This is a genomic window from Methylocystis sp. (assembly GCF_051061225.1).
Taxonomy (GTDB): Bacteria; Pseudomonadota; Alphaproteobacteria; order Rhizobiales; family Beijerinckiaceae; genus Methylocystis.
The window spans coordinates 159,298-172,419 of sequence record NZ_JBPFEB010000129.1 but is presented as its reverse complement, the minus strand read 5'-3'; the positions used below and the strand labels follow the sequence as shown (position 1 = coordinate 172,419).

Below are 13,122 nucleotides of genomic sequence, written 5' to 3'. Positions count from 1 at the left end.
CAAGCCCGAGCCGCCATATCGGCGCTTCCACCAGCATGCAGGGCCAGCCCATTTCCTTCTCGCCGTCGCAGGCGCCCGCTCCGGGGCAGCCGCCGGGCGGGGCGGCGAACGCCGCTCCCTTCTTGTCTCTCGGCGGACCGGCCCCGCGTTCCTTGGGTGATCAACCCGTTTCCTATACGCCTTCTCCCTCTCCCTCTCCCCAGAATGACGCTCCGCCACGCTTTCTTCTGCCGTCGCACCAGCCCTCTCTCGGCTGTCCGTCGCCACACGCGCCGCAGGGAGCAACGTTGGTCCTCGCCCCGCTGGACGGAAACATCGGCGGGTCGCAAGGCCCGCTCCCCTCGATCCAGTCTCTGTTCCCCTCGTTTTCGGCGGCTAACGCGTTTCCGACGCCTCAGGTCCCTGCCTTCCCTGGCGTCTTGCGCAATGGCGTTCCCCCGATTGGCCCCACGCCTCCAGGCTCCCCGGCGCCGCAAGACCCCGCGACCGCCTCGAACAACGCGGTCTCGAATTCCAATGTGGCGCCCACGCAAGCCGCGCCCATTCAATCCGGCCACGCGGCAGGGGGGACGCCCGCCCCCGCTTCACCGTCCAGCCACGGCGACCTTTACGCGTCCTGCCTAACCTATGCCGAAGATAAGTTGCTGAGGAACTACCTCTCCTATTATCCGGAGGAATTTCCAGGACAGCTGCAAAACGTCATAGGGCGTGAGGTAAAGCTGCCCCGGCCAATGGTGGACGCATCGGTCTTTCAAACTTTCTGCAATGAAATCCGGCAGAAAATCGAGGCCGGGACGCCGATCAACGATTTGGTGACAACCATCGACGAGATGATCCAGGAGGTGACCTACGAAACCTTGTTGCATACTACTGATATTCTGAATGCGATCGGACGGCATTGTCCCAATGCGAGCGCGGATTTCAAGGAGCGGTTGTTCTGGAGTGTCTTCGACCGCTACGACGAGATATTGGAAAGATCGAGTGACGACGACGATCTCGCGGATTATTACGATTCATTGGTTCGCGAGCAAGCCATGGAAATTCCAGGATCACCGACGGGCATGCCGCCTTTCGGATAAGAACGAGGAGACGAAGCAGGGCGATGAGGCGCACAGCGCTCGGGTTTGGCCTCATTGTCTTGCGGTCGAAGACTAACACTGGAGGCTGAATGGTCGCCGTCTTGAGCCGCGACGCCGAACGTTTCGTCGCCGCGCCGCCGGAAAACATCTTCCTCTTTCTCGTCCATGGCTCCGACGCCGGCATGGTGCGCGAGCGCGCGCTCGCCCTTGTGGCGAAGCGCGTCGATGATCGTCATGATCCGTTCCAGTTCGTCGAACTCTCCGGCGACGCCGTCTCCGCCGATCCGCTGACGCTGCTGGACGAAGCCAACACCACGCCGCTCTTCGGCGGGCGGCGGGCCGTGCTCGTCGAGACGGGAACAAAATCGGTGATCCCCGCGGTCACGTCGCTGATCTCGGCGCCGCCCGCCGCCTGCACGGTGGTGCTGACCGCCGGCGCACTGAAGAAGGACGCGCCGCTGCGCAAGCTCGTCGACAGCGCGAAGCAGGGCGCCGGGATCGAGTGCCTGCCCGACACGGAGCAGGATATTCACGCGCTGGTCGACCGCAGCCTGCTGGAGGCCAATCTCGTCGCGACGCCGGAGGCGCGTGCGCTGCTTCTGGCCGCGCTCGGCGAAGACCGGCTGATGAGCCGCGCGGAACTCTCCAAGCTCATCCTCTACATGCACGGCCGCGACGAGGTGACGGCTGCGGATGTGGAGGCGATCGTGGCCCATGCGTCGAGCATCGCCTCGGATCGCGTCGTGGCCGCCGCCTTCGCGGGCGCGGCCGGCGAGACGCTCGACGCCTATTTCGGGCAGGGCGGCGACGCCGGCGCGCTGCTGTTTGGCGCCCTGCGCTATGCGGTCGCGCTGCATCGCGCGCGCCTCGCCATGGAGCGCGAGGGTGGACGCACGGACGCCGGCGTGAACGCGCTGTTTCGCGCGGGCTTCGGTTTCATGCACCGCGGCCAGATGGAGGCGCAGCTCAAAGCATGGACATCATCGCGTCTCGGGACGCTGATCGAGCCGCTGCGTGACGCGCAAACCCGCGCCCGCGCCAATGCGGCGAGCGCGCAAATGGAGGCCGAGCGCGCGCTGTGGCGCGTCGCCAGGGCGGGGCGGCGGTAGAGCGGCGGGCGGGCGCAATTGGTTGTTTGTGGCCACGGCGCGCATAGCCCCCCTCGGGGTCGGCGGAAAAAGTCATCAAGGCGTCGGCAGGGATGTGGCGGCTGCGCCTCCGCACGAAGACGCGCAGGAGCGCGGGCGCCATTTCGCCGGGAAGTTGACGGCGCTCGACAGGAACCGACGAGGACGCACTTCAGGTTGGTGGCCGGAGCAGGAGAATGCCCCTAGCCTTTTTGCAAGGAAACAGGGTGCCGCCGGCATGACGAATTCAATCAACCACACACCTCTCCCCGCGTCAGCGCAGGGCATTGCGACGCAAGGCGCTTCCGATCAGGCCATCGGCGTCCATCCATCCAACGGCGCCCAGGTCCAGGCGCTTCCGGGCGGCGGGCAGGCGCTACAGGATCAATTGCCCAAGGGTAAGGCGGCGGAATTGTTCGAGAAGCAACTGGCGCATTTGCCAGAGCCAAAGCCGTTGCCCGACTATACCGTCACAGAAACGATCGGCGCCCCGCTGCCCGCCGCCATTGCGCATCCGGCGCCCGCTAATGCCACCACGTCGTCCTCACATTCGCTCTCTCCCTCTCCCTCTTCCTCTTCCTCACTTTCCCCTTCACTTTCGCCTTCACCTTCACCCTCACCCTCACCTTCCCCTTCACCCTCACCCTCACCCTCACCCTCGCCCTCGCCCTCGCCTTCAGTTTTGGGTGGTGGGACAGAAAAGGCGTTGAGCCCCCTTGCCAAGTTGGGTTTGGACAAATTTGGCGCCGCCAAATTCGACGATTGGAGTAAGGCCCAAGGAGCGTTCAGAAGCCTTATTGGAGAATTCGCCACGAAAGGCGACGAAGGCTCATATAAAGAAGCGCTGCAATTGTGTGAGGAGAGCTTCCCGCTGTTGAAGGCAGATCAGCTTCCGTTTCGCGTTGACCGAAAAATAGTGAACCTTCTGGAGTCGAAGCTAAAAGCGGAGTTCGATCCGCCTGCGGCCAGCATATCGGGCAGTCGGATAACCGAACTGGCCGACATGGCCATCAGGAAAGCGAGCGTGCGCTACGGGGAGACGCTGGACGCCGCAAGGAATGCGATTTTAGAGGCAAACGATGCCTTCGGTCCAGAAGAAGAGCCCAGAATCCTGCAATATCTCATGCATCTGGCTTGCAAGGCTTCGACGGAAGGGACGACCTGTTCCCGCATCTTCAAGCTTGAGGTTGAAAACTTGCGCGGACTGGATCTCCAACAAAGAATATCGGAAACGGCTCTCATCGAAGATGATCTGCCGATCGACTTGGATCCGAGCCCCCTTATTGACAGCCTGGAAAATATTCCGTTCGGTGAGTCGTCCCAAAAAATGCTGGCCTATGCAGAACGGCGCCTTGTGGCGGTAAAGTTTGGAGCCATTACAATATCATTCTACATGAGTTCGGGACAGAATCCTAAACAAGGCGTCGAGGAGGGGAAATGGTATCCCATTTTCGGGATAGGTCCGAAAACCGGGTGGATAAACAAAGCAGATGAGGTGGGCGAATACTACAGAAGCGGAAAGCTGAGGAAAATCGCGGAGCTCCTGGACGAGGATTTCGGGGACCTTCGTTACATGGACAATGACATCTTACCCGGCACAATCGGCGATGAAGATTTGCCTCCAAATACGCTTGAATTCATCAACAGGGACATGCCGGCGTGTGATCTGGACGATGAAAAGCCTATCGTCATCAACCTGAAATACATGACGGCAAAGATCGTCGACCTCGTCCTTCTTTTGGAATCTGAACCCGACGATCAACGAAATATAGCCGCCAAGCTCGCGGAAGAGGATGTTGAGGCCACGAGATTTTCAACACGTCCGAAGTGGGACCCCAGTCGCCGAAAATTCATCGAGCAGCGGAGGAACCACTATCTCGGAGTCCAGGACCCCATCGCCATCTCTCCAAAACGAACAGCCGAGTCGAACGAACAGAAAAACTGATCACCGCTCGGGCCGCCATGCGCTTGCGCAACCTCTCCGCCGGCTTGCGCGGCGTTCGAGCGGCTTTGATCATGGCTGCGTCTGTAAGTTGACCACGCAGCGATCAAAGCCCCCTTGGTTGGTGGCTGGCCGTCGGCGCCGGGTCTAGTCTTCCTCGCGGAAAGCGAGGGACGACGCCCATGTCCATCAACAACACGACGCTGCCGCCGTTTCAGAACGCGCGCCAGAAATCGCAAACGACGGGGCCCGAGACGGTCGGAAGACACCCCGAGACAGGCGCGACGATCGCCGTTGGAACGGTGAGCGGTCAGGCGCCGGTTCAGGAGAGCCAGGCCGGGCTCCAGACACATCTTTCCCCGGAGGCCCAGGATTTGCAGCGGCGACTCGATCAGCCAGCGACCGCGTTGGCGGATCACGTGACGACACTGGCGCCGTCCCCATCCCCGTCCCCGGAAATCATTCCTTCTGAGTCAGACGCAAGCAGAACGCCGGGCACGCATGCAGGCGACGCCGATACAGAGAGGACGATACACAAGCTGGTCTCAGAGACGCCGCTCCCGAGCGCTATGCATGCGGACGCAACGCAATATCTGACGCTGCTCTGTGCATCGAGGGCTCCCGAGGGGCCGCAGGAACGCGCCGAGTTTCTGGCCGAAGTTGTGAAAAACATGGTGGGTGTTCATTCCAGCCACGGGCCGGCAGTGCTCGCGGACGCGATGCAAAAAGAAATCGCATACGCGACAGGGAGCCATCCCGAAAAGCGGCTCGAGGCGCAAGGCTCACTCGACGATGTCCAGAGCGAAAAGGCGTCATCTCGCAACGAGCTCCTCAGTCGGCTCGAAGACATCCCCTTCTCTACGCAGTCCGCATGCAAATTGGTGAGATATCACGGAAGGGTTTTCGCGGCGGCGAAATTTGGCAATTTTCGCATGCCGTTTTATCTTTCCAGCGGCGCAAGGCCGAAGCCGGGCGTTGTGCCGGGAAGGTGGTATCCCTTTTTTGGCCTCGGTCCGGATTCCTGGATCAATAAATTCGTGAAGGGCATGCCCCATTATTATTGGAGCCCCAAGCTGACAGAGGTGGCCCAGAAGCTCGACGCTACGTACGGCGATATTCGCGAAAACCCGGGCGTCCCCGAGGTCAGCGAAGTGGAGCCGTTTGCAGCCTTCATGAACAAATCCATGCTTCAAGACCCGGTCGAGCGCGCGAAGGCGGGCGCAAGCGATTTTCTGATGAATATGCACATGGTCGGACTTCTGGATGCCTGTGACGACCCTGACAAGCTTTCCCAGGAGGCCGTCGCAGCCGCGAAAGCTATTGTGAAACATCGCTACAAAGGGGAAGCCGCCTTCATCGATCCAATCGCCAAATTCTACGTAAAGAAGTTCACGGCCGAGGCGCCGCCGGAACAACAAGACAAGCGGAACCAATAGAGCAGCAACGGCGCGCGCCGGGGTCTGTCGCCGATGCGGCGGGCGCGTGCAATTGGTGGTTAGTGGCGCCGGGGGCAGGGCGCGGGTAGCCTTCCACGAAATCAGTGAGGAGGAGCATATGTACGGCGCCCCGAAGCCCGGAGTCGGCGTTACGCCAAGCCAAACGCAGCAGCCCGATGTCCCCAACGCGCAGACCCCCGGAACGCATCCGACTACGGGCGCGTTGGTCCAGCAGCCTCCGGGAATGCAGGGTCAGCAATGGACGCGTTTGTCGCAAATTTATCAGCCACGCCCGATTTGCTAGGAAATGACAGGGCGCATCTCGTGAACAGTTTCGTTTCTGGGGAGATGCAAAAAGTCAACTCTCGTGCGATCTACATTGCAGATGATATTGCCCAATACGGATCATTCGACGACGACACGTTCCCACGTGTCCACACCTATTTGCTGAACTATGCAGCCGATAACAACAGCAGCGCTGATGAGATCAGTGATGAGCTGAATAATCTCGTCAATGTTTACGAATGCTGCAGCCAGTCAGATTTTGAGGCCCAGATATCGGGAGGAGGCGCAGACATCAAAGCGCTGGGTAAGGCCAATGATCGCTGATGGAATACTGAAAGACGAGCATATAGAAAAGACGCTGGAGAACGCGAGCTGGCTGCAGAAAAAATCTGGACCGGAACTCGAACGTTCCATGAGGCTGGAAATTTCTCGCCTCAAGCAGGCTCTGCAAGCGAAGGGTAGATATTACCAGATTTGCGGTGAAATAGAGGGCTCCTTTCATAGAGATTCAAAAAAGAAACTAAAGGACGTGCTTGGAGATAATAAGGTTCATTTCATTAAGCTCATTCATAAACTGCAACGGCTGTTCCCGAACGTAGACGACCCGACGCTTATCGACGATATTGCCCATATTTTTTTTTGTCAACGTCAACAGCGCGAGCTTGAATCGCGAAGCCGTCGGCGAGGCAATCAGGAAGATGTTTTCGGATCCGAATCGTGCCAATAATAACAATCAACAGTAGCACGCCACGCCGCGAACGTCGCCCCCGGCGCGCATGTGTCGCGCGGGAGGCGGCGTCCGAGCGGCTTCGACCATCTCTGCGCCCAGAGGTTGACGGTAGAGCGACCAAGGCTTCCACTGGTTGGTGGTTCGCCGTCGGCGCGGGGTCTAGTCTTTCTGACCGGAAAGCGCGGGACGACGCCCATGTCCATCACCAACACGACACCGCTGCCGTTGCAGATCGTGCGCCAGGATCAAGAAGCATTGGCTCCGGAGACGGTCGGCAGACACCCGGAGACAGGGGCGACGATCGCCGTTGAAGCGAGGAGCGGCCGGGCGCCGGTTCAGGAGAGCCAGGCGGAACTCCAGACACGTCTTACCCCGGAGGCCCACGAGTTACAGCAGCAGCTCGATCGGCCGGCGACGGTTTTGACCGATCGTGTGGGAACAGCGGCGCCGTCCCCATCCTGTGAGATCAATCATTCTGAATCAAACGCGAGCAGACCGCCGGGCGCGCGTGTCGGCGACCCGCAGACAGAGCGGATCATACAGGAACTGATCTCACAGACGCCATTCCGAAGGCGAATGCACCGGGCTGCAACCGAATTCCTGATAACGATCTGTGCATCGAGGGCTCCTGAGGCGCCGGACGAACGGGGCGAGTTCCTTGCCGGAGTGGTGCAAAATATGGCGGCAATTTATCTCCATGGTGGGCCACTGGCGCTCAAGGAGGCGATGCAAGACGTGATCGCGGCCTCGACGGGCAGCTATCCGGCGGAGCAACTCGAGGCGCAAAGCTCAGTGGACGAGGTCGGGAGCGAAAAGGTTTCGCCTCTTGATTCATTCCTGAATCAGCTCGAAGCCATTCCCTTCTCTCCTAAGTCCTCTTCCAAGTTCGTGCAATTGTACGGAAGGGTTGTCGTCGCGGCGAAGTTCGGCAATTTTCGCATGCCGTTTTACCTTTCCAGCGGCGAAACGCCAAAGACGGGCATCGAACCTGGAAAGTGGTATCCATTTTTTGGCGTCGGTTCCGACTTTTGGTTCAATAAAGTCGTAAATGGCATGCCGAATTATTATGGGAGCCCGAAGCTGAAGGATGTTGCCCGGAAACTCGACACTTTCTTTGGCGATATTCGCGACAACTCAGGCATCCCCGAGGTCAGCGACGAGCGCGCGTTTGTGACATTCATAAACAAGTCAATGGACCCGGTTGCGCACAAGGATATGGAAATACGCGATTGCGAGATGAACATGCACATGGTGGAACTTTTGAACGCCTGTGATGACACTGACACGCTTTACCAAAAGGCCGTGGCGGCGGCGCAAACGTTCTCGCAGATGCAGGACGAGCAGCAAGGGAGCGATTCCATTGAGCATCTCGCTCGGCGCTTTGTAGGAATGTTCATGGGCGAGGCGACGCCGGAGGACAAGCGGAACCAATAGAGCCAAACGCGTGTTTGACCCCTTGAGGACGAATCAAGTCCCTGCGTCCTGAGGTTGATGACAGAGCCGCCAAGGCCGCCACTGGTTGGTGGCTCGGCGCCGGCGCAGGGTCTAGTCTTTCTGACCGGAAAGCGCGAGACGACGCCTATGTCCATCACCAACACGACGCCGCTGCCGTTTCACATCGCGCGTCAGGATCAGGAAGCGTCGGGTCAGGAGACGGTAGGAAGACACCCGGAGACAGGCGCGACGATCGCCGTCCAAGCAGGGAGTGGCCAGGCGCCGGCTCAGGCGAGCCAGGCCGAGTTCCAGACACATGCGTCCCCGGAGGCCCCGCGAATTCCAGCAGCAGCTCGGTCGGCCGGCGACCGCCCTGGGTGATCGGGTCATGGCGCCAGCACCTGCGCCGTCTCCATCTGTCGAGAACTCTCGTTCGATGCTTTCCCCGTCTCCTGCGCCTGTGTCCGGCGTCAACAACGCGCCGGGTCATGTGGGGGGCCAGCAGAGTCATCCGAAGGGGCGACGCAAGAAGAACACGCCGGTGATTGCGGTGCAGCGCCCGAAGACCGTGCCTCTCGGTCCACTCTACACTCGCATGGAGAACATACGTCTCGCCTCCGGAAAATCCGCGAGGTTCGTGAAATGCGACGAACGGGTCATGGCCGCCGTGAGATTTCGCAGCTTCCGGATGCCTTTTTACCTGAGCAGCGGTCAGGCTGCGAAGCAGGGTATAACGCCGGGCAAGTGGTATCCATTTTTCGGCGTCGGTTCGGATGGCTGGCTCAACAAAATGCGGTTGGAGGCCGAGCGTGCGTAGCGCATCGCGGAGGTTGTGCGGCGGTAGAGCGGCGCGCGCCCGCAATTGGTGGTTAGTGGCGCCAGGGTCAGAGTGCGCGTAGCCTTCCTCAAGGTCAGCGAGGGGGAGCATTATGCACGGCGTCCCGAAACCGGAAGTCGGCGTTACGCCAAGTCAAACGCCGCAGCCCGATAACACGAACGCGCAGACGCTCGGAACTCATCCGACCACGGGCGCGCTGGTCGGGCAGCCTCCGGAAATGCAAGGCCAGCAGATCCAGTTTCACCAGCAAATCGCTCAGAATGCGCCGGCCGGCGCGTTCAACAATGCGTTGAATGACCAATCCGCGGCGCCGTTGGGCCAGAGAGTGGTTTTGCCTTTGAACAACGCCCTGCATCCAGCGCCGCCGAGCGACGCTCCTCCCACCGACGTTGCGCCGTCTCCTTCGCCATCACCATCACCATCACCATCGCCGCTGACCCCCCCGTCCCCATTTGCGTTTCAGTATTCGCAGTTGGTCGGGCCGCCCTTACATCTCCCGGAGCTCTCGCATGGGGGGCCACGCACTTCAGCCCTTTCCTGCCGACCGACAATATTGGATGGTCCCAGGACCCGTTTCCTACGCCCCAGTCCCCCACGCATCTGGACCAGGACGAAACGCCTTCTCATGAGACGCAAGGCTTTTGGAGCCAGTCCATCCAAAAACGAAATGTTCACAATAATATCTCCACAGGCAATTCAATTAATAACAACAATAACTGCAACAACAATTACAACAATAATGTAAATAATAATAGCAATAATAGTAACAACGGCAATAATAAAAATAGCAGCAGCGCTCCCGGGAACGCGCAGGGATCCTCCGAGGCGATGCCTTCTCGAAGCGAGAGCCACAGCGGACCCTCGTCGCTAAAGAGATCTGCGCCTGAAGGGAGCGTTCAACTCAATCCCAAACTTCGCGAGAAATTCAGGCAAGCCTGGTTTTGGTGTCGGGAGTCTCTCGAAAATCTGATACCGCCGTCGGACGACGATTTGCACAGCGACGAGTTCCTCAAGCAGCTTCAAAACGTCACGGGACACAATGAGCCACCCAAACCATTCTGGCGGATAGTAACAGACACGCACTTTGAATATGTACGCAACGAAATGTGTAAGGACGGAAATTTTGATGTCAGCGCTTTGGATAGGCGACTTAACTCCCTGTACATGATGTCGATCACTGATACGGCGACGCATGCGGAAACGATCCTGAGCCACATTGAGCGCAAATACATGGAGTTTCCGCAGGAAGTGAGGCGAGAGATTTTCGGCCTCGCGTTCCGCCAGTTCGAGGTTATCTTGCCGCTTGCTCCAGAAGAACTCGAGCAAGCCTACGATCAAATACTGAAAGACAGTGTCATACGAGACGGCCGGAGCCATTGTAATTGGCTCCTCGGAGAGAAAGTGCATGGAAACCTTTACCCGCCCGAATTTTTACAACGCATGAATGCCGCCATAGGGACGGTCGTTGGGGCGCCGCCGCCCTTTTATCGGCACAAACTGGAGGAGGATGACAGCCTCCTCACACGCCTTATCGTAGAGGGAAAGTACGATGAAGCGCTGAGCGCTCTCGATGACATATACGCGGACGCAATAGAAGACGCGATCTTTCACGCTGAGCAAGTCACCTCGATTATCGCGGAAAAATACGCGGCTCTTCGGCCAGATCAAAAAGCGTTACTTTACGACATGGCCGCCCTTAACTACACATTGATCCTGGAAGCAGATCCGTCACAACTTGATGCCGCGTACAATCAGTTGATGCAAAAATGCGCGGAGGGGTGTGGAATCCCCCCTCGATAGCTCGCCGGGATGCGGAGACGGAGATTGGCTGCGTCCTACCTCTCCGCCATCGCCTCGACGTCCATGCTCTCCAGAATCTCCGCCGGCTTGCGCGCCATCGCGTCGAAGGCGTTGATCCCCTTCTCCGAGGCTAGGCGCAGCACGAGCCGCCGTGGCTTCATGATATAGGCTGACACGGCGTCGGCGATCCTTTTCGCCTTGTCGCCGCCGCCCAGAACCGCCGTGACCGCGAGGTCCGCGCCCCTGGCGTATTCGGCGCGCGCCTTCTCCATGCTGCTCTTCTGCTGTTTCGCTTCGAGCGCGAGAAGCCGGTCGACAAGGCCGCCGCCTTCGAGCGCCAGCTCCACCGATTTCAGCGAGGCGGCCAGAGCCGCCGCCCTGGAGACGAGCGCCATGGAGGAAAACACCGCGCCCGACACATTGCCGAAAGTCACTTTCAAGGTCGCGGCGCCCATGTCGCGGCCCTCGACGCGCATCGGCGCGAAGACGGCTTCCTGCGTTTTCTCGCGCCATTCGCCGGCGAGCGCCGCCGAGAGGTCGATGTCCCGGTAACCCAGGGCGAGAAACTGCGCGGTGGAGGGGGCCTCGCCGCGTGCGGCGAGGTCGATCGCCAGCCGGTCGAGCCGGGCCGAGAGCTTCGTGGGCGCAATCTCCCGGAAGTCCGCGAAATTCGCCTCGATGTCGGACAGGCTGAATTTCATGCGCGACGTTTCGCCCATCCGTCCGTCCGGGAGATCGGCGTCGAGCCCCTTCAGTTCGAGATGGGAGAGCTGCGGAAATGGGCCGTCGAGCAGCGATGCGAGCCTGGCGTCGCGCAGGCCGAAGCGGCCGAAGGCGATACGCCCGCCGTCGGAAGACTGAAGCGAGAAGTTCTCGAGAGCGAAGTCGCCGACGCCCGCGCCCGCGATCCGGCTTGCTGCGATTCGCCCGGCGCGGATGGAATAGGGCTTGTCGGCAGGCTCGCCCTTGCCGGCGGCGATGACGTCGCGGACCTCGATCCCGGCCACGTCGAAGGAGGCGACGGCCTCGATCAGGTCCTTGAGCAGCGCCGGATCGGCGTCCGTCCGGTCCGGATCGATCTTGCCGAGCCGGTCGATGAGCTGGCCGGGCGGCGTGGCGAGCGCGCGACCCTTCACGCCCGTTGCGACGAGGCGGCCGGTCTTCACCGCCATCCGCTCGCCCTTGTCCTCGATGGCGAGCGACTCGACGCTTTCCTCGTCGATCACCGGTTTCAGCGCCTCCTGCGGATCGACCCGCACGGCGGTGGCGAGATGCGCGAGTTGGCGCAGGTCGACCCCCCGGGCCTGGCTTGCGCCCCAGATATAATGCGCCGACCGGCCGTCCGGCCGTTCGACCGTCTGCTCCGCGCCGGACGCCCGCAGGGATGCGACCCGGCCCGCCGCGACGCCTTCCACGACGAGGTCGCGATAGACGGCGCGCTCGGTGGCGTCGCCGACCTTCCGTTCGGTGGAGAGGCTCGGAATGAGGACGGTTTTGGCGGCGAATCGGGCGAGGCGGCTCTCCACAGATTTTTCGTCGCCCAAAAACAGCGCCGCCATCTCCAGCGCCGAAAGGGAGGCGCCCTTCAGCTCCAGATGGGGGATCCTGTAGGTTGTCGCGCCCAGGGTGAAGGTCAGATTGTCGAGGGCGAGGGCGCCGTCGGCGGCCCGGGTGGCGCGGGGCAGGGTGGCGAGCGCCGCCGCCGATGAGAGCGCGAGGGCGCCGCCGAAAATGACATTTCGACTGATAAGCTTCTGCATGTACGAGGCTTTCCGCTGTCGCGGGGAAAAGACGACCGCGAGCTTGCACATGTGGGAGCCGCTGGTAAAGCCCCGAGTTGTTTCGTCGCAGCCTCTGCAAAGATCGCGCTCGCCGGATGGCGGTCCTTTCGATTCGCGTGGTAGAGAGGGGCCATGCGACGTTTACTTCTACTGCGCCACGGCAAGGCCGACCGTCATTCCGCCGGAGGGGATCGCGAGCGCCCGCTGATGCGGCGCGGCGAGGAGGACGCCCGCCGCGTGGGCGAATTTCTGCGCGACGCCGGCATGACGCCGGATCTCGCGGTCGCCTCCAACGCCCGCCGCGCCAAGCAGACGCTGGAATGCGCCCTGGCGGCGTTCCCCGGCCATGTGACGCATCTGATCGAAAACACGATTTATCTCGCGACCGTCGACCATCTGGTCGACGTGCTCCGGCAGACGCCCGACAAGGTGCAGACCCTCCTCGCGGTGGGGCACAACCCTGGCTTCGCGGAGCTCGCCGTCTGGCTCGCGGGGAGCGGGAACGCCGAGGACCTCGACCATATGCGCTCGTCTTATCCGACGGCGGCGCTTGCGATTCTTGATTTTGACACAGAACATTGGGCGGAGGTCCGAAAGGGCGCGGCCCGGCTGCATCGATTCGTGACGCCGTCGGCTCTGCGCGGCGACGTGGTCGACGACCCGGACTGAG

Annotated in this window: 13 protein-coding genes; 10 read left to right on the top strand and 3 right to left on the bottom strand. The window is 60.8% G+C overall.

Translation table 11 applies throughout. The annotated features are described in order from the left end of the window. The first annotated feature begins 287 nt into the window (after nucleotides 1–287). The 8 genes from ACR652_RS22725 to ACR652_RS22690 all read left to right on the top strand — a co-directional run bounded on the left by ACR652_RS22725 (nucleotide 288) and on the right by ACR652_RS22690 (nucleotide 8,850). Complete coding sequence (locus ACR652_RS22725) at nucleotides 288–1,079, top strand: hypothetical protein (protein ID WP_434508753.1); 792 nt, start codon at nucleotides 288–290, stop codon at nucleotides 1,077–1,079. An 89-nt stretch (nucleotides 1,080–1,168) separates the two neighbouring features. Next, nucleotides 1,169–2,188 carry a DNA polymerase III subunit delta gene (gene holA / locus ACR652_RS22720; protein WP_434508752.1) on the top strand — a complete coding sequence of 340 codons (1,020 nt, stop codon included), beginning with the start codon at nucleotides 1,169–1,171 and terminating at the stop codon, nucleotides 2,186–2,188. A 22-nt stretch (nucleotides 2,189–2,210) separates the two neighbouring features. Beyond that, nucleotides 2,211–4,151 (top strand): hypothetical protein, encoded by a 1,941-nt coding sequence (locus tag ACR652_RS22715; RefSeq protein ID WP_434508751.1) that lies wholly within the window; start codon nucleotides 2,211–2,213, stop codon nucleotides 4,149–4,151. Between the two features lie 179 nt (nucleotides 4,152–4,330). Beyond that, nucleotides 4,331–5,584, top strand: a complete 1,254-nt coding sequence (locus ACR652_RS22710) for a hypothetical protein (protein WP_434508750.1) — start codon at nucleotides 4,331–4,333, stop codon at nucleotides 5,582–5,584. A 258-nt stretch (nucleotides 5,585–5,842) separates the two neighbouring features. After that, complete coding sequence (locus tag ACR652_RS22705; protein WP_434508749.1) at nucleotides 5,843–6,193, top strand: hypothetical protein; 351 nt, start codon at nucleotides 5,843–5,845, stop codon at nucleotides 6,191–6,193. Further along, nucleotides 6,183–6,596, top strand: a complete 414-nt coding sequence (locus ACR652_RS22700) for a hypothetical protein (RefSeq protein WP_434508748.1) — start codon at nucleotides 6,183–6,185, stop codon at nucleotides 6,594–6,596. Before ACR652_RS22705 ends, ACR652_RS22700 begins: the two co-directional genes overlap by 11 nt. Nucleotides 6,597–6,794: 198 nt before the next feature. After that, nucleotides 6,795–8,033, top strand: a complete 1,239-nt coding sequence (locus ACR652_RS22695) for a hypothetical protein (protein ID WP_434508747.1) — start codon at nucleotides 6,795–6,797, stop codon at nucleotides 8,031–8,033. Between the two features lie 436 nt (nucleotides 8,034–8,469). Further along, a complete protein-coding gene (locus tag ACR652_RS22690) occupies nucleotides 8,470–8,850 on the top strand; it encodes a hypothetical protein (protein ID WP_434508746.1) in 381 nt (126 codons plus the stop codon). 94 nt (nucleotides 8,851–8,944) lie between these two features. Here the strand turns inward: ACR652_RS22690 and ACR652_RS22685 are convergent, their stop codons facing one another. Then, nucleotides 8,945–9,226: a hypothetical protein gene (locus tag ACR652_RS22685; RefSeq protein ID WP_434508745.1), complete on the bottom strand. Its 282-nt coding sequence runs from the start codon at nucleotides 9,224–9,226 to the stop codon at nucleotides 8,945–8,947. 341 nt (nucleotides 9,227–9,567) lie between these two features. After that, nucleotides 9,568–9,723 (bottom strand): hypothetical protein, encoded by a 156-nt coding sequence (locus ACR652_RS22680; protein WP_434508744.1) that lies wholly within the window; start codon nucleotides 9,721–9,723, stop codon nucleotides 9,568–9,570. A gap of 138 nt (nucleotides 9,724–9,861) precedes the next feature. Here ACR652_RS22680 and ACR652_RS22675 point away from each other — a divergent pair, with 138 nt between their 5' ends. Then, a complete protein-coding gene (locus tag ACR652_RS22675) occupies nucleotides 9,862–10,671 on the top strand; it encodes a hypothetical protein (RefSeq protein ID WP_434508743.1) in 810 nt (269 codons plus the stop codon). Nucleotides 10,672–10,706: 35 nt separating this feature from the next. Here ACR652_RS22675 and ACR652_RS22670 read toward each other — a convergent pair whose 3' ends face one another. Next, a complete protein-coding gene (locus ACR652_RS22670; RefSeq protein ID WP_434508742.1) occupies nucleotides 10,707–12,431 on the bottom strand; it encodes a hypothetical protein in 1,725 nt (574 codons plus the stop codon). A gap of 153 nt (nucleotides 12,432–12,584) precedes the next feature. On the opposite strand from ACR652_RS22670, the gene ACR652_RS22665 reads away from it, so the two are divergent. Continuing rightward, on the top strand, nucleotides 12,585–13,121 hold the full coding sequence (locus ACR652_RS22665; protein WP_434508741.1) for a SixA phosphatase family protein: 537 nt from the start codon (nucleotides 12,585–12,587) through the stop codon (nucleotides 13,119–13,121). The last annotated feature ends 1 nt before the right edge of the window (nucleotide 13,122 follow it).